The organism is Vibrio sp. TMPB1044 (genome assembly GCF_030442075.1).
GTDB classification, from domain to species: Bacteria; Pseudomonadota; Gammaproteobacteria; order Enterobacterales; family Vibrionaceae; genus Vibrio; species Vibrio satsumensis.
In genome coordinates this window covers 154,028-171,273 of the sequence record NZ_JAUJED010000003.1, presented here as the reverse complement: position 1 = coordinate 171,273, position 17,246 = coordinate 154,028, and the positions used below count along the sequence as shown (strand labels likewise).

Sequence of the window (17,246 nt, the reverse complement as noted above, 5' to 3'; positions counted from 1 at the left end):
ATTGGTTTCACTTGCCAGCCTGCGATTAATCAACTCAAACTGGCAAATGTTATTACTGGTAAGCCTTTCGTTACTGATAAAAGTTACGAATGAATCCAAGTGTCTTTTCGCACTCTTCGCGGTTACCAATACTAATACGAACACAGTCTTCAATTGGTGAATTACGCAGGATGATGCCCGTATCCCAAGCCGCTTTAAACAACTCATCGCCGTTCGGGAATTTAACCAGTAAGTAGTTACCCCAACCATCAAATACCGTCACTTGAGGCATGCCTAATAGACCCGCTTGCAAATACGCTCGGTTAGCACTTAAATCCAGAACTTGGAACTTAGCTCGCGCTAGTCCTTGTTCTGAAAGTGCTTGAACGGCTATGTCAGCAACAGGGATTGGCACAGGATAAGGAGCAATCACTTTCAACAGCACATCGATAAGCTCTTTATTCGCTAGCGTAAAACCACAACGTAAACCCGCTAAAGCAAAAGCCTTCGACAAGGTGCGCAGGATCGCTAGGTTTGGATATTGCTCAAGCAAATCAACGGTTGAAGCTTCTGGACAAAAATCGATATACGCTTCATCCATCACCACAATCGCTTTGTCTTGTGTCATTTCAAGCAGCTTGATGATGTCTTTACGATCAACCAAATTACCGGTTGGGTTATTTGGACTACAAACAAAGACCACTTTTACGTTGTCGAGTTGAGCTTCAATCGCTGAAAGATCCAATTGCCATTCAGAAGTCAGAGGCACAACTTTACGCTCAACACCAATCGTCTCTGCACTGATTGCGTACATACCGTAAGTGGGTGGGCAGTAAAGAATAGCGTCTTCGTTCGGCTCACAGAAAGCACGAATCAGTAATTCAATGCCTTCGTCAGCACCACGCGTTGTCAGTGTTTGTTCTGATTTCACACCAGCGTATTGGGCGTAAGCGTCAATCAGCTCTTTTGGCTGACACTCGCTGTAGCGGTTAAGACGAGACAAGTTCAGGTTGTACTCATTATCAAACGGAGATTCATTGGCGTTCAACCATACATCTCCGCTGCCACCAATGCGTCTTGCAGACAAGTAAGGTGTCAGAGCCTGAACTTGTTTTCTTGCTAACTTTTCCATGCCCTACCCTTATTTTGCTTTATTTAACTTTTCAATTCGAATGGTCACAGCGCGTTTGTGTGCATCCAAGCCTTCGGCTTCCGCCATTGTTACTACTGTTGGCGCTAGGCCTTTCAAACCATCAGCCGTTAGCTCTTGAACCGTCATTCGCTTAGAGAAATCAGCCAAACCTAGACTCGAATAAGTCTTGGTATAGCCGTAAGTCGGAAGAACGTGGTTTGTGCCTGATGCGTAGTCACCTGCAGATTCTGGAGACCAGTCACCAAGGAAAATTGAGCCTGCATTATCTAACAATGGCAGCAATTCACGTGGATTCTTAGTTTGAACAATCAAGTGCTCAGGACCGTAGAAGTTCGAAATCGCAATAGCTTGAGTGATAGATTCAGCAATGATGATTAGGCTTGAAGCCAATGCTTGCTGAGCGATGTTCGCACGAGACAGTTCTTTCAGTTGCTTCTGAACCGCTTCTGTTACTTGGTCTGCAACCACTGGAGATGGTGTTACCAGTACAACCTGAGAATCAGGACCGTGCTCCGCTTGGCTCAACAAATCCGCAGCAATGAAGTCTGCATCTGCAGTTTCATCGGCAATCACTAACACTTCAGACGGGCCCGCAGGCATGTCAATCGCTGCGCCGCGGAAGTCATTGCTTACTTGACGTTTCGCTTCCGTTACATAGGCATTACCCGGGCCGAAGATCTTGTCGACCTTAGCCACGCTCTCGGTACCGTAAGCCATTGCAGCCACCGCTTGACCACCACCAACGTTGTATACCTCGTCGATCTTACAAAGCTTGGCGACATACAAGATTTCATCAGCGATTGGCGGAGGTGAACAAAGCACAACCTTACGACAACCTGCGATTTGAGCTGGAACACCTAACATAAGAACCGTTGACGGAAGTGGCGCACTGCCACCTGGAATATAAAGGCCAACAGTATTAATGGCGCGCGTCACTTGCTCACACACAACACCAGGCTGTGTCTCAACCTTAATTGGCTGTGGCTTTTGAGCTTCGTGAAACTTAGCAATATTGCTATAAGCTTGCTCTAACGCTTGCTTCATCTCTGGTGTTAGACGAGCACACGCCTCTTCGATCTCACCCGAGCTGACACGGATAGACTCTGGAGTCACACCATCAAACTTTGCAGTCAGCTCTCTAAGCGCGGCATCGCCTTCATTTCGTACTTTTGCAATCACATCAGAAACAGTCGCTGTGATGTTTGCACCTTCAGTAATAGCTGGACGCTCTAATACCGAGTCTTGCTGTGATTCACTTAAAGATTGCCAAACAACGGTTCTCATCGTCACTACCCCATCATTTTTTCGATTGGTAATACTAGAATCGAGCTAGCACCCAACTCTTTCAGCTGTTCCATTGTTTCCCAGAACAAGTTCTCTGTACTTACTAGGTGAACGGCAACTTTGTCTTTGTCTGTAGATAGTGGAAGAACAGTCGGATCTTCAGCTCCGGGTAATAGTGCTTTGATTTGCTCTAGCTGAGATGTTGGCGCGTGAAGCATGATGTACTTCGACTCTTTCGCTTGTTGAACACCCTGCATACGAGTCAGTAGTTTTTCAATCAATGCGGTTTTGTCTGCGTCGAACTCACCAACACGTTGAATCAGTGTTGCTTTAGATTGGAAGATAGCTTCTGCTTCTTTTAGGCCGTTTGCTTCTAGCGTTGCACCTGTAGAAACTAAATCTGCGATAGCGTCTGCTAGACCTGCACGAGGGGCAACTTCAACCGAACCTGTTAGCATACAAGTGCTGAATTCAACACCCTGCTCATCCATGTAGGCTTTTAGTAGTTGTGGGTAAGTTGTCGCAATACGTTTGCCCGCGAGATCTTGTGGGCCGTTGTATACTTCATCTTTGTTGATTGCGATAGAAAGGCGGCAACCACCGAAATCTAAACGACGTAGTGTGCGAAACTCTGATGGCTCTTTTAGAGCAACACGGTCTAGGCGAACTTCTTCTAGTTCATTTTCACCGATAAAACCAAGGTCAACCACACCATCCATGATAAGACCTGGGATGTCATCATCACGAACTAATAACAAGTCGATTGGCATATTTAATGAATGAACAACTAGGCGCTCACCCATGATGTTAAATTTAACACCACATTTTTTAAGTAGATCTTGGCACTCTTTACTTAAGCGACCTTTCTTTTGAATTGCGATTCTTAGGCGTTGTGTCTGCATTGCTGTATCCCTGTGCAAATATTTGAATTTATTGATTATTTAAAAGCGCTAAAACTAAAAAACCCTCGGAAGACTTTGTCATCCCGAGGGTTTAAATCTAAATTCTTTGACTTAACCTCCGGGAGAATTCTTGCTCCCGGGTATACGTAAATCTCCCCGAAAGACTAGATAGGGTGATGATGGTGATGAATGTTCATTACTAATTTACGCATACTTATAAGCTCTTCAGTTGTTTGCTGTCTTGTCTCCACACTAACTAAGCTGAGATCCTTTTTCAACCATTTATTCGAACTTTTTTCACGAAACTTAAAATTAAATTAACAAGCACAAAAAAGGGAGGCTAACGCCTCCCTGATAGTTTACTGATTAGCTTTCAGTTTTAGCTTTTGCACGTCGCCATTTTACAGCGAGAGAAGTAAGCCAATGCAAAACATACAGTGACAAACGTTAGAGACGCTGCGCCAAATGCGATGCTAATTGAAGATGTCATACCTAGGGTAATGAAACCAATGCACGATACGAACGCCACAGACAGCGCGTATGGAAGCTGAGTCGATACGTGGTCAATATGGTTACAACGAGCACCAGTAGAAGACAGAATCGTTGTGTCTGAAATTGGAGAGCAGTGGTCACCAAATACAGAGCCCGCAAGAACCGCACTTAGCATCGGCAAAATTAGCGCGATGTCAGATGCTGCAGCCATGTCACCCGCAATAGGTAGCATGATACCGAACGTACCCCAAGATGTACCTGTCGAGAAAGCCATCAAACCAGCAAGAAGGAACAAGATAACTGGTAGCCAGTGGTAATCAATATTGCCAGTTGCTAAAGATGATAGGTACGAACCTGTTTTCATGTCGCCGATAACAGAGCCGATAGTCCAAGCGAACACAAGAATTAGGATAGCGCCAAACATAGAGCTTGCACCGATCCACATTGTTCTTGCGATGTCTGCCATAGACAGCTTTTGCTTAAATACAGTCGCTAGCGCCACAAGTAGACCGATGATGCCACCGTAAACAAGAGACTTACCTACATCCGTGTTTTCAAACGCACCTAGAAGGTTAAATGCTTGACCATCAGCAGTAAGCGCTTGCCCACCTGTGTAAAGCATCGCGGCAACGGTCGCTACGATTAGCGATACGATTGGCATAACCAGATCAGAAACAGAACCATTCTCGCTCTCTTCAATATCTAGTTCTTCATTTAGATCATGCGCTTGCTTTTGATCGTTGTCGCCTTCAAAGCCACGGCCTTGAGATGCTTCGATCTCATGCTCACGCATTTTACCAACGTCTAGGCCGAACCACGCAACGGCAAACACCATTAACAGAGCGAATACAGCGTAGAAGTTCATTGGGATAAGACGAACGTAAGCACCCAGTGCAGAATACTCTGTCACACCGTGTGTCACTAAGATGCCACCAATGATAGTGATGATGTAAGCACCCCAGCTAGAAGCAGGCATGATCACACACATAGGAGCAGCCGTTGAATCTAGGATATAAGCAAGCTTAGCGCGAGATACGTAAAAACGGTCTGTTACAGGACGAGAGATGGCACCAACCGCTAGGCTGTTAAAGTAGTCATCAACAAAGATGAATACACCTAAGAAAGCAGCAAGTAGTTTTGAACCACGTTTGCTCTTAACGCGAGACTGTGCCCATTCAGCAAATGCGCGAGTACCGCCAGACAGTGTTAATAGTGCAGTTGTCATTCCAAGAATAATTAGGAATGCAATGATGCTCATATTCCAAGTGTTGATGCCACCATCTTCGATGAAAACACCCGATGCTTTAGTAAACACGTAGCTAGCTGCGTTACCTACTGAGTAATCAGCAAGTAGAATCGCACCCATAACAATACCGACACCCAAAGAAACCAATACACGTCGGGTAACAATAGCAAGAGTCAATGCAACCAAAGGAGGAAGCAGTGATAAAGGCGATGTTGCAAAATCTATTAAATTCATGATCTTCAAAAACCAGTTTTTTATTTGGCTAGAGATCTACTGCAGACAAACTTGATACGGCTGACCAAGTTCATGTTGAACTAAGCGAAAGGGAAGTGAACACTTCACCCAACCCTACAGTAGCGCTCCATAGTTTAAAATTAAGACTATGGCAGTGTTGTACCTATTGAGCACAACCCCAGCAAATTGCTTAGATATACAATTTACTTCGGCAATTACACCTTTCATTCCCGCTCATTGGCATCACCCCAACGGAAGTTACTTTTTATAATTGCACCTCTACGTGCGATAACATTATTAACCGTGTAAACCAGAGTTTAACAACAGATTAACCAAAGCCTCGCATCAGGTAGCCGCAATTGTACTCATGAAGAGCAACAATGCAACATATCATTCCGAGAAAAATAGCTTTTTGTTAATGAAGCAATCAATAACAGAATAGTCAACTCTAGTGAACTACTCCACCAGTCACATATCATTTTTTAAGATAATCTTAATAATTATTATAAATTCGATAGGAATACAACGTTGAGTTTTCAACTATTCATCTCACTTTTATATTTTAATATGTAATAGAAGAAATACTATTTGTTTTATTCTTAGGCTCTGTTTATTATTAGGAGGATTATTTAGTTTACCTTGATGGAAAATATCATGTCTGAATTAACAAAAACTCTATTAAATATCCGTAGCCTTCGTGCGTTCTCACGTGAATTAACTCTTGAGCAACTTGAAGAAGCGCTAGACAAGCTAACTATTGTTGTACAAGAGCGTCAAGAGTCAGAAGCTGAAGAGCGTGCGGCTAAAGCAGAACAAGAAGCTAAACTTTCTGCTATTGCTGAACAAATTGCAAAAGACGGAATTGATGTTGCCGATCTTATTGCTGCACTTTCTGGTGAAGCAAAATCTAAAACAACAAAAGCTAAACGTGCTCCTCGCCCAGCGAAATACAAATATGTAGATGCGAACGGCGACGAGAAAACTTGGACAGGTCAAGGCCGTACGCCTTCAGCTATCCAAGAACAGCTAGATGCTGGTAAATCTCTAGAAGAGTTTGCTATCTAAGCATTTAGTTTACTTAGTGAGTAATCAATTACACACTAAGCAATAGAATTAATATTTAAGTCAACCAAAGTATTATTTACGACTTCAATATATTCAGAAACAAAAAAGGCTCCTTTCGGAGCCTTTTTTATATTTATACTATCAGTATTAAAATGAGCTGATACTGATAGTACTACTGATTAAAGAAAGTAGCTTATCTTTCCCAGTACGCTTCTTCTAGGCTATCTTCTCTTTCAGGAAGGCCGCGAGATAAACGTGGAGAGTGTTGAACTAACACTTCATAGCTCGCACGGTTTGAATATTTACAAACTTGTGAGAAAGAAGAGTACGTCAAGAATGAATGTTGGTGCTTACTTGAGTTTGGTACGTTTTCTTTGTGGTACTTATTAGCAGCCATATCATGTAATAAAGCTGATAACGCAGCATCACCTGCACCGTTAGTGTTTTTGATCTTTTCAGGACCACCCATGTATGGCGCAATGTGCGAATACACTTTAGTTGGGTTTTCACATAAATCTTTATGCGCAGGACGACTAAATTCAAAACGGTTGAATTCCGCAATTGAACCTGGAAGTAAAGGCAGTGACGTTTCACGCTTAGCTGCATCTTCCGTATAGCCAGCCATAAATAGACCAACAGGTCCCGCAGTGCATAGAACAAGATCTACCCACTCTAACGCTTTATCTGATGCAGCCAGTGGATCGCTTTCACCCGTTAATGCTTCAGCTTCGTCTTCATTCATTGCAACAACCGTTACGTGTTGCTCAAGGAAATCTTTCCAGAATTCTGGATCATCTTGAATAACGAACTTAGTACCCAATGTAAGAACTACTGGCACATCGTATTTCTTCGCGTACTCGATCGCTTTCATTGTTGCTTCAGGCATAGGGTCACCTGGTTTACAACGAACTAAATAAGCCGTTAAAACTAAAGCAGAAGCACTTTTGAAGATTTTTTCAGGAATGCTTTCTGGTTTTAATTGGTTCATTTGTCCTTCGCTAATTGCGAAAGTACGTTCACCGTCTTCTGTAATTAATGCAAAACAGCGACCGATTGCACCATCTACCCCTTGTAAATGGTTCAGATCCATTCTGCTTGATGTATTACATAAATAGCGGTAACCGTAGCTACCAATCTTAATATCTTGGCTCATGACACCCAGTAGAGTAGAACGGTCATCCGCTAGCACTGAATAGTTGTGTAATGTGTTACCAATTGTGCCACCAGCGTATTCATTGGTAATCAGGCACTGTTCTTTTAATTCTTGATATAAAGATTCAGCGGCTGCGTCACCAATAACCAGTGAATGTCCCTTGCTCAAACCATACTTCTCAATAAGTTCAGAACTCACCTTTGCTTCAATATCCACCAATGTTTGGTCAATACCGATAATATGAGTGCGTGACATTCTTTTACTGCTTTGAGCTTGGCTCACTAGAGGATCACGAGCGTGAACCGGAAAGTAGTGCTTTGATTTACGTTGTCCAGGGAATTTCATAGGGCTAGTCTAAGTCAAGGGGAAATAGGTGGCGGATTCTACCGCGCTATATTTAACGCGGCAATCTTTCAAACTATAGCAAACGTTTGCTGAAGGTTTTTTTTATTCGCCTTCCATAAAGCTTAAATCAGGCAGCATGCCCAAATGCTCTGCGTAACGTTTCTGATTAAACTCCGCGCCGTTTTTCATAACGTCAAATACTTCAATTGCCAATGCACATGCCATAGCCGCAATTGCCTCTTCACGAGGAGTACCAGTCATCATTAAACGCATCAACGTCTCTTTCACTTTCACTGGCTCGCCATCTTCAAGCTGGTTCTCGATAATCTCAATCAGCTCTTCTTCTTGCATAAATTCATTTTGTTCAGACATTTTTTTATCTCAGGTCTTGGATTTCGAGCGACTATGCCACATATACTTCTGACATCCTAGCGACTCACCTCGCTCTCATGCGATTCTCTAACAAAGTCAGCGCACTATTTGTGCAAATGAAACTGTGATTCCGGTCTCGGATCTGTCACGGCGTTTCTCTTTCTGTTAGAATCTGCGACCAAGTAATAGTAACGGTGTTTAGACATGTCAGATATCAGCTCTGGAAACAGCGAAAAGAAAGTAATTGTCGGTATGTCCGGCGGTGTAGATTCGTCAGTATCGGCGTATCTTCTTCAGCAACAAGGCTATCAGGTAGAAGGCCTTTTCATGAAAAACTGGGAAGAAGACGATAACGAAGAATACTGCACGGCAGCTGAAGACCTTGCTGATGCTCAAGCGGTATGTGACAAACTAGGTATCCACCTTCACACTATCAACTTTGCAGCAGAGTACTGGGATAATGTATTCGAATACTTCCTTGAAGAGTACAAAGCAGGCCGTACGCCTAACCCAGATATCCTTTGTAACAAAGAAATCAAATTCAAAGCATTCTTAGAGTTTGCGGATGAAGTGCTAGACGCAGACTACATTGCGATGGGTCACTACGTTCGTCGTACTTTCCCAACTCAAGAAGAGCTAGACGCTGGCGTAAAACCAGAAATGCTACGCGGTCTAGACAGCAACAAAGACCAAAGCTATTTCCTATACACGCTAAGCTCAGATCAAGTGGCACGCAGCCTATTCCCTGTCGGTGAATTAGAGAAGCCAGAAGTGCGACGTATTGCTGAAGAGCAAGACTTGATCACAGCGAAGAAGAAAGATTCAACAGGCATCTGCTTTATCGGCGAGCGTAAGTTCACTGAGTTCCTAGGCAAATACCTACCAGCACAACCGGGTAACATCGAAACACCTGAAGGCCAAGTTATTGGTCAACACCAAGGTTTGATGTACCACACGCTAGGTCAGCGTAAAGGCCTTCATATTGGCGGCACTAAAGGTGGCGGCGGTAACGAAGAGCCATGGTTTGTTGGTGAAAAAGATCTCAAGCGTAATGTTCTGATCGCAGTACAAGGTAAAGACCACCCTCTTCTAAAATCAGAAGGTTTGATCGCGTCTCAGCTTCACTGGGTAAATCGCACTCCAATTACTGAAGTTATGACATGCACGGTAAAAACACGTTACCGTCAAACCGATATTCCTTGTACAATCATCCCAATTGATGATGAGAACATTAAGGTTATTTTTGATGAACCACAGATTGCTGTGACCCCAGGTCAATCGGCAGTGTTCTACCTAGACGACGTTTGTCTTGGTGGCGGTATCATCGAAAAGCGCATCTAATCGAACGAACAACAAACGATAGAAGACAACTAGGAGTTACTACGTGGCTAATACACTTTATGACCGTACGATTGCTTTCGCCGGAATTTGCCAAGCTGTGGCTTTGGTTCAACAAGTAGCGAAAGACGGCCATTGTGATAAAGATGCCTTCGAAGCTTCACTCAGTGCTATTTTAAATACCAACCCGGCGAACACTGTGGGCGTATTTGGACGTGAAGCGAACCTAAAGCTAGGTCTTGAGTGCTTAGTAAAAGGTATCGATAGTACTCCAGCTGGTAGCGATATTACTCGCTACATCATCAGCTTGATGGCTCTTGAGCGTAAGCTATCTTCTCGTAACGACTCAATGTCTCAGCTTGGCGATCGCATTCAAACTGCAGAACGCCAAACTGAACACTTTGATCTGTTTGACGAGCAAATGATCAGCAACCTAGCGAGCATCTACCTTGATGTTGTGAGCCCTATTGGTCCACGTATTCAGGTATCTGGCACACCAGCGGTACTTCAACAGACATCGAGCCAGCACAAAGTTCGTGCACTCCTTCTGTCAGGAATTCGAAGCGCTGTTCTTTGGCGCCAGGTTGGTGGTAAACGCCGCCACCTTATCTTCGGTCGCAAGAAGATGATCGAGCAGGCTCAAATCCTGCTAGCTCGAATGTAATTTATTAGCTCGCGCCTCGTCGCGAGCTTGTTTTTTGTACCAACACAACTCTCACGCAAACGATTGCGCAATGTGCGTGACAATTGAGATTGTTACTGGTATAAACCTCTCAAAATTTAGAAAACTCAATTCAGGAGAACACCATGGAACTGTCAGCATTGACTGCTGTTTCACCAGTAGACGGCCGTTACGGAAGTAAGACTATTGCATTACGCAGCATCTTTAGTGAGTTTGGACTACTAAAGTACCGCTCTATCGTTGAAATTCGTTGGTTACAAAAGCTTGCAGCAACTGATGCAATCAAAGAAGTACCAGCGTTCAGTGCAGAAGCTAACCAGTTTCTTGATGAACTAGCCGCTAACTTCAGCGAAGAAGACGCTCTGCGTATCAAAGAGATCGAGCGCACGACAAACCACGACGTAAAAGCGGTTGAGTACTTCTTGAAAGAGAAAGTTGCGGGCGTTCCTGAGCTTCACGCAGTTAACGAATTCATTCACTTTGCATGTACTTCTGAAGACATCAACAACACCTCTCACGCGCTTATGCTTAAAGAAGCTCGTGACACAGTGATTCTTCCAGAAATTCGTAACGTAATCGATGCTATCAAAGCACTTGCGAACGAGTACCGTGATATTCCTCTTCTTTCTCGTACACACGGTCAGCCAGCTTCTCCTTCGACTATGGGTAAAGAGATGGCGAACGTTGCGTACCGTATGGAACGTCAATTCAAGCAAATCGAAAGCGTTGAGATCCTAGCGAAAATCAACGGCGCTGTAGGTAACTACAACGCTCACCTTTCTGCATACCCTGAAGTTGAATGGCACCAATTCAGCGAAGAGTTCATCACTGAATCTCTTGGCGTAACTTGGAACCCGTACACAACTCAAATCGAACCTCATGATTACATTGCTGAGCTATTCGACGCTGTTGCTCGTTTCAATACAATTCTTCTAGACTTCGACCGTGACGTTTGGGGCTACATCGCTCTTGGTCACTTCAAGCAGAAGACTATTGCTGGCGAAATCGGTTCTTCTACAATGCCGCATAAAGTAAACCCAATTGACTTCGAAAACTCTGAAGGCAACCTTGGCCTAGCTAACGCAGTATTTAGCCACCTTGCACAAAAGCTTCCGGTTTCTCGCTGGCAACGTGACCTAACTGACTCTACGGTTCTTCGTAACCTAGGTGTTGGTGTTGGCTACGCAATCATTGCATACACTTCAACTCTGAAAGGTATTAGCAAGCTAGAAGTTAACCGTGAAGCGCTACTTGCTGAACTAGACAAGAACTGGGAAGTACTAGCTGAACCAGTACAAACAGTGATGCGTCGCTACGGCATCGAGAAGCCATACGAGAAGCTAAAAGAGCTAACTCGCGGTAAGCGTGTAGATGGCGAAGGCATGCGTGCATTCATCGACGGTCTTGAAATCCCTGCAGACGAGAAAGTTCGCCTGAAAGAGATGACACCAGCGAACTACATTGGTCAAGCAATCGAGCTGACTGACAAACTGTAAGATTCGAACAAACGAATAGACAAAGGCTTCCCATGTGGAAGCCTTTTTGTTGCGTAGAACAAATATCTCGAACAGCAGTGCCCTAAGTAAAGCAACAGCCGTCAATCAAACCTGGCATATCCAACTAGCCTCTCCCATTCAAGTACTGTAAGTCGTATTAAACAAACACCCGTTCCTTTTCTTAAGCAGCAAGTACAAAAAAGGCCTCCCGAAGGAAGCCTTTAGAATACATATTGCCGCTTAACGATAGCAGCTTGTGTTAGAAATTACATGTTACGTAGAGACGCAATACGTTTATCTAGCGGCGGATGGCTCATTAGAAGCTCTGTAAGAGACTTCTTACCGTTGATACCAAACGCCATCATAGAACCTTCTAATTGTGGCTCGTGGCTCACTTTTAGACGCTCTAGCGCTGCAATCATCTTCTCTTTACCTACCAAGTGCGCAGCACCTGCATCGGCATGAAACTCACGATGGCGGCTGTACCACATCGTAATGAAGCTCGCTAGGAAACCAAATACCAGTTCCAACACCATAGACACACCGAAGTACACCATCATGTTGCTGCCACCCTCTTCTTCATTGTCATTCGACGCAACAATATTCGCAATGAAACGAGATAGGAAGATAACGAACGTGTTCACAACACCCTGCATTAGAGTCATTGTCACCATATCACCATTCGCAATGTGGCTAACTTCGTGAGCTAATACCGCTTCAGCTTCGTCACGCGTCATGTTGTGTAGCAGGCCCGTTGATACTGCGACCAATGAATCGTCACGCTTAGCACCTGTAGCAAATGCGTTGATATCTGGCGAGTCGTAGATCGCCACTGTTGGCATACCAATACCAACTTGTTGAGATTGACGGCTTACCGTCTCCATCAACCAATGTTCTGTTTCGTTACGTGGGCTTTCAATGACCATGCCGCCTACAGAGCGTAGCGCCATTTTCTTCGACATCATTAATGAAATGAATGAGCCGCCAAAACCAAATACCGCAGCCATCACCAATAAGCCTGATAGGCTACCGGGTTGCATACCTGTGACTGCGTATACAATATTAAGAACAACACTTAGTACCAATACAACCGCTAGGTTGGTTGCAAGGAACAACATTACTCGCTTCATTACTTATCTCCGCATGAAAGCTGTTTTTATAAAACTTATTGTTATAGACAAGGCAGACAGCAATAGATTCCAACCTTGAAGACTTATACTTACTTATACATATAGTCTTAGATTAAGAAAACAAGGTTAAGCATTAAATTGCAACATTTGATTACGAGACTATAGCTGAGTTAATCACGGTCTATTAGACCTAAGTCGTATGGTGTCGATATAACAATCCGTTTACAGTGACTTCAGATGATTTATTGGCTAGTCCATGTACAAAAAGGGAACGATCATGGTTGAAGGTACTAACACTCAAATGGCTATCGATTTACTGTGCTGTCACCTAGGGATTACTGAAGAAGAAGCGAAAAAGCAGATCGGTATTCTTACGCCAGAAGCAGCGCAAGCAAACATCACAGAGACACAGCAAGCACTAATGAGACTCACTAAAGAGCACTAATCCCTCGCTTGACTCTATAAAGGCTTAAATAGCAAAAGGGCTGCAATCGCAGCCCTTTTCTTGTTCTATGCCCTAATAACCAATTACAGTGCTAGCAATGGTTGAACATCGATGTACTTACCAATGTTCTTAGACTTAGCTTTTGGTACGTAAGGGATCTCACCTAGCTTTGGCGCACCTAGTTTGTCTTCAAGCATCGCAATAATATCAGCGTAGTGCTCAGTGCCTGGATTAATGCGGTTTGCTACCCAACCAACTAAGTTTAGTCCGTCAGCACGAATCGCTTCTGCGGTTAACAGAGCATGGCTCAAACAGCCAAGCTTAATACCTACAGTCAGCACCACAGGAAGCTGCTCTTTCTTAACCCAGCTAGACAAGTATTCGTCATCTGAAACTGGCACACGCCAACCACCAGCACCTTCAACTAAAACGATGTCAGAGTTTTGCTTATGCTCTTCTAGCTTCGCTGATAATACCGCTTCATCAACCACGACACCGTCATGCTTTGCCGCGATGTGAGGTGATGATGGTAGTAACAGTGCGTACGGGTTAACGTCTTCGTAAGCAATGTCTTGTGTCGCCGCTTCTTGAAGATGTAATGCATCACTGTTACGTAACCCTTCAGGGTATTGCTCACACCCTGCAGCAACTGGCTTGTAGCCAATTGTTGATAAATCTTGTGCGGCCAAAGCTTGAAGAATCGCTTTTGAAACCACAGTTTTTCCCACTTCGGTATCCGTACCTGCAATGAATAATGCATCAATCATAATTGAATAACCCCTAAACAAACTTGATATGTTGCTGGTAAGAAACCTTGATGGTTTTTGAACTCTCGATATTCCCGTTCAACAAGCTGCAACATACGGCGGCTTGTTAAACCTTGTGAGCGACCACTTACGTGATTAGCGCCGATACCTTTAAGGTCGCGCATCAGTTCAAACGCAGTGTCGTACCAAACGGTGATGGTGGGCAAGTCTAGTTGATGAGCAGTACAGCTAGATTGCGCTAACGCAATTTTTACCTGATTGATTGTAATAAAATGGTTAACGTGTTGATGTGCGTCAATTTTGGACCATGACTTTTCCAGTTCAAACAGTGACCCATCAAGCAAAGTTGAGAAAATCACACGTCCACCAGCCGTTGTAACACGCTTCATCTCTTTCAAAGGCGACGATAAATCATCACACCATTGCAACGCAAGGCTAGAGAAAACGATGTCAAAACACCCATCTTCAAACGGTAATTGTTCAGCATCGGCTTGTTGATATAAAGAGACAGATGCACCACAACGCTTCTCTGCGGTTTCTAACATTCCAACAGAAAGATCAGCGCAAACCACTTCAGCGCCTCGTTTCACCATCTGTTCGGAGAAATAGCCAGTGCCACAGCCTAAATCGAGCACCTTAAAGCCTGACAGATCGCTGGGTAACTTATCCAGCAGTCTGTGGCCGACATCGCGCTGGAATTCAGCGTGTTTGTCATAGGTTGTTGCTGCTTTACCAAAGGCTTCGGCAATCGCACTTTTGTCTTGGCCGACGTAATTATCCACTATTGCTTCTTGTGACATTTACTGAGCCTCTTTAGTTGATTCAAAGCTTGGATGGATACCCGATTTAACGCCTGAGTCGATGTTTCGTTCAATGGCTTGATGCAACGACCTGGTTAACTGGAGAATCTGTTTTTGGCTATGTTTAGCCGTTAACGTGATTCGTAATCGAGCGGTTCCAGCAGGAACGGTTGGCGGCCTTATTGCGGTCACCCAAACTTGGTTTTTCTTTAACTCTTCAGCAATAGATAGTGCAGACTGGGCTTCGCCGATTAAAAACGGCTTGATCGGCGTCTGAGTATCCACAAAACCTTTCAAGCCGCTCATTTGCTCTGCATAGAGAGACCCTAACTCCGCCAGCTTTTCTCGGCGCCACTCTTGATTTTGAATCATCTGACAGGCACGAGACAAAGCCACCGCTTGTGAGGGTGGCATTGCCGTAGAGTAAACGTGATGACGAGCAAACTGAGTCAAGTAGTCACCGGCTTCTGACGAACACAAAACTGCAGCACCAGATAGACCAAATGCTTTGCCAAAAGTGACGACTAGAATATCGGGCGTTATTTGTGCCGCGCTGCAGCTCCCAGCCCCTTTATCACCCAATACCCCGATACCATGAGCATCATCAACCACCAGCCAACTGTCGTATTGATTAGTCAGGCTAGAGAGATGTTCAAGAGGTGCTTGGTCACCATCCATGCTGAATACGCCTTCAGTGACGACTAATGATTGTGGAGACCGACCTAATAACGATTCTAGGTGCTGCGTATCGTTGTGCTTAAAACGTTTCATTGTTGCAGGACAAAGCATCCCCGCTTCCATCAAAGAGGCGTGGTTAAGTTTGTCTTGCAGCAGAGAGTCGTCTTTTTCGAGCAGAGAAAACAACAAGGCTTGGTTCGCACTGAAACCAGAACTAAAGAGAATGGCACGTTCAAAACCCAACCATTCACAAAGTTGAGCTTCTAAATTTCGATGAGCAGGACTAAAACCCGTGACCAATGGCGATGCCGCACTACCAGCACCATACTGAGAAAGTCCCGCTTGCCACGCCTCCACCAATTCAGGATCACTCGCCAAGCCTAGGTAATCATTACTCGAAAAATTAATGAAGCTAGAACCTTCGCTAGTAAGCAAAGGACCATTACTGTTTTCTAACACCTTAAGTTGGCGAGTTAACCCTTGCTCACGGTGATGAGCAAGAGCTCTTTTGATACGAGATTTAAACAGTGGCATCGTAGAACATGTCATCTTTCGTTGGACGAGCAGCAACGCGCTCCACCACTTGATCTAACAGTTCGTTTTCTTGAATTTCATCAGGCTTCTGAGCCACTTGTTGGCTGTTGATCCCTAACTTCTTAAATAACTGCATGTCCGTGTCTTCATCTGGATTTGGCGTAGTCAGTAGCTTACAGCCGTAGAAAATAGAGTTCGCGCCAGCCATAAAACACATCGCCTGCATCTGTTCATTCATGTTTTCACGACCGGCAGATAAGCGAACCGCAGACATTGGCATCATGATACGAGCAATCGCAATCAACTTAATGAAGTCAAAAGATTCAACATCATCGACGTTTTCCATCGGTGTGCCTTTCACTTTTACGAGCATGTTGATTGGCACACTTTCAGGGTGTACAGGAAGGTTCGCTAGCTCTACCAGCAAGCCTGCACGGTCATTAGTACTTTCGCCCATACCGATGATGCCACCAGAACAGATCTTCATCCCGGCATCACGTACGTGAGATAGCGTATCTAAACGATCTTGGTAAGTACGAGTGGTAATAATACTACCGTAGAATTCTGGCGACGTATCAAGGTTATGGTTGTAGTAGTCCAAACCTGCGTCTGCAAGCTCACCTGCTTGATCAGGCGTTAACATACCTAGTGTCATACAAGTTTCTAGGCCCATGCCCTTCACACCTTTGATCATGTCAGTTAGGTGAGGCATATCGCGTTCTTTCGGGTTTTTCCATGCAGCGCCCATACAGAAACGAGTTGAGCCCGCATTTTTGGCTTTTTGCGCCGCATCCAAAACACGCTCAACTTCCATTAAGCGTTCTTTGTCGACATCCGTTCGGTAGTGAGCACTTTGAGGACAGTACTTACAATCTTCAGGGCAAGCACCAGTCTTTATCGATAACAGCGTACTCACCTGCACGTGGTTGTGCTCTTGGTACTGTCTATGAACCACTTGAGCTTCAAACATTAAATCCATAAACGGTTTTTCAAGCAGCGCTGTTACTTCAGCAACTGTCCAGTCATGACGAACTTCCACGTGTCGATCCTTTTTATTATTTGATGTTGCATCTCCATCACTAGAGATTGCATTTATGCTTGGCTAGTCTACCGACAAGCTTTAGACTGTCAACACATTGATAATATCAAAA

Annotated in this window: 16 protein-coding genes, 1 riboswitch and 1 other annotated feature; of the genes, 5 read left to right on the top strand and 11 right to left on the bottom strand. The window is 44.3% G+C overall.

Translation table 11 applies throughout. From position 1 onward, the window contains the following. Nucleotides 1–70: 70 nt before the first annotated feature. The 4 genes from hisC to QQ041_RS01135 form a co-directional block, all read right to left on the bottom strand. Entirely contained in the window at nt 71–1,111 is a 1,041-nt protein-coding gene (hisC, locus tag QQ041_RS01150) for a histidinol-phosphate transaminase (RefSeq protein ID WP_285952924.1), read from the bottom strand. Between the two features lie 9 nt (nt 1,112–1,120). Then, a complete protein-coding gene (hisD, locus tag QQ041_RS01145; RefSeq protein WP_146491855.1) occupies nt 1,121–2,422 on the bottom strand; it encodes a histidinol dehydrogenase in 1,302 nt (433 codons plus the stop codon). Continuing rightward, nucleotides 2,422–3,318, bottom strand: coding sequence for an ATP phosphoribosyltransferase (gene hisG, locus QQ041_RS01140; RefSeq protein WP_048617711.1), 897 nt, complete (start codon nt 3,316–3,318; stop codon nt 2,422–2,424). Before hisG ends, hisD begins: the two co-directional genes overlap by 1 nt. A 53-nt stretch (nt 3,319–3,371) precedes the next feature. Continuing rightward, nucleotides 3,372–3,507: a sequence feature (His leader region), on the bottom strand. 190 nt (nt 3,508–3,697) lie between these two features. Continuing rightward, nucleotides 3,698–5,290, bottom strand: a complete 1,593-nt coding sequence (locus QQ041_RS01135; RefSeq protein ID WP_285952923.1) for a Na+/H+ antiporter NhaC family protein — start codon at nt 5,288–5,290, stop codon at nt 3,698–3,700. 112 nt (nt 5,291–5,402) lie between these two features. Then, a riboswitch (Lysine riboswitch) is annotated at nt 5,403–5,580 on the bottom strand. A 364-nt stretch (nt 5,581–5,944) separates the two neighbouring features. Between QQ041_RS01135 and QQ041_RS01130 the strand changes: the two genes are divergently transcribed. Beyond that, entirely contained in the window at nt 5,945–6,355 is a 411-nt protein-coding gene (locus QQ041_RS01130) for an H-NS family nucleoid-associated regulatory protein (protein ID WP_017060262.1), read from the top strand. 193 nt (nt 6,356–6,548) lie between these two features. On the opposite strand, the gene QQ041_RS01125 is transcribed toward QQ041_RS01130, so the two are convergent. Both QQ041_RS01125 and QQ041_RS01120 read right to left on the bottom strand, forming a co-directional pair. Beyond that, nucleotides 6,549–7,853, bottom strand: coding sequence for an inosine/guanosine kinase (locus QQ041_RS01125; RefSeq protein ID WP_017065317.1), 1,305 nt, complete (start codon nt 7,851–7,853; stop codon nt 6,549–6,551). A 102-nt stretch (nt 7,854–7,955) separates the two neighbouring features. Continuing rightward, a complete protein-coding gene (locus QQ041_RS01120) occupies nt 7,956–8,225 on the bottom strand; it encodes a hypothetical protein (RefSeq protein ID WP_010439986.1) in 270 nt (89 codons plus the stop codon). 204 nt (nt 8,226–8,429) lie between these two features. Between QQ041_RS01120 and mnmA the strand changes: the two genes are divergently transcribed. From mnmA to purB, 3 genes are all read left to right on the top strand, one after another. Continuing rightward, entirely contained in the window at nt 8,430–9,566 is a 1,137-nt protein-coding gene (gene mnmA, locus QQ041_RS01115) for a tRNA 2-thiouridine(34) synthase MnmA (protein WP_048609389.1), read from the top strand. A 43-nt stretch (nt 9,567–9,609) separates the two neighbouring features. Next, a complete protein-coding gene (gene hflD, locus QQ041_RS01110) occupies nt 9,610–10,227 on the top strand; it encodes a high frequency lysogenization protein HflD (RefSeq protein WP_009848813.1) in 618 nt (205 codons plus the stop codon). A gap of 143 nt (nt 10,228–10,370) precedes the next feature. After that, nucleotides 10,371–11,741: an adenylosuccinate lyase gene (gene purB, locus QQ041_RS01105; RefSeq protein ID WP_019822492.1), complete on the top strand. Its 1,371-nt coding sequence runs from the start codon at nt 10,371–10,373 to the stop codon at nt 11,739–11,741. 266 nt (nt 11,742–12,007) lie between these two features. Here purB and htpX read toward each other — a convergent pair whose 3' ends face one another. Next, nucleotides 12,008–12,871, bottom strand: a complete 864-nt coding sequence (gene htpX, locus QQ041_RS01100; RefSeq protein ID WP_060982833.1) for a protease HtpX — start codon at nt 12,869–12,871, stop codon at nt 12,008–12,010. A gap of 277 nt (nt 12,872–13,148) precedes the next feature. Here htpX and QQ041_RS01095 point away from each other — a divergent pair, with 277 nt between their 5' ends. Then, entirely contained in the window at nt 13,149–13,316 is a 168-nt protein-coding gene (locus tag QQ041_RS01095) for a hypothetical protein (protein WP_285952922.1), read from the top strand. Nucleotides 13,317–13,399: 83 nt separating this feature from the next. Here the strand turns inward: QQ041_RS01095 and bioD are convergent, their stop codons facing one another. The 4 genes from bioD to bioB are packed head-to-tail and all read right to left on the bottom strand — an operon-like array spanning nt 13,400 to nt 17,134. Continuing rightward, entirely contained in the window at nt 13,400–14,083 is a 684-nt protein-coding gene (gene bioD, locus QQ041_RS01090; RefSeq protein ID WP_285952921.1) for a dethiobiotin synthase, read from the bottom strand. Next, nucleotides 14,080–14,883 carry a malonyl-ACP O-methyltransferase BioC gene (bioC, locus tag QQ041_RS01085; protein WP_285952920.1) on the bottom strand — a complete coding sequence of 268 codons (804 nt, stop codon included), beginning with the start codon at nt 14,881–14,883 and terminating at the stop codon, nt 14,080–14,082. The genes bioD and bioC overlap by 4 nt, the downstream gene beginning before the upstream one ends. Further along, nucleotides 14,884–16,095 carry an 8-amino-7-oxononanoate synthase gene (bioF, locus tag QQ041_RS01080; protein WP_285952971.1) on the bottom strand — a complete coding sequence of 404 codons (1,212 nt, stop codon included), beginning with the start codon at nt 16,093–16,095 and terminating at the stop codon, nt 14,884–14,886. Beyond that, nucleotides 16,082–17,134 carry a biotin synthase BioB gene (gene bioB, locus QQ041_RS01075; RefSeq protein WP_016792500.1) on the bottom strand — a complete coding sequence of 351 codons (1,053 nt, stop codon included), beginning with the start codon at nt 17,132–17,134 and terminating at the stop codon, nt 16,082–16,084. Before bioB ends, bioF begins: the two co-directional genes overlap by 14 nt. Nucleotides 17,135–17,246: the final 112 nt, after the last annotated feature.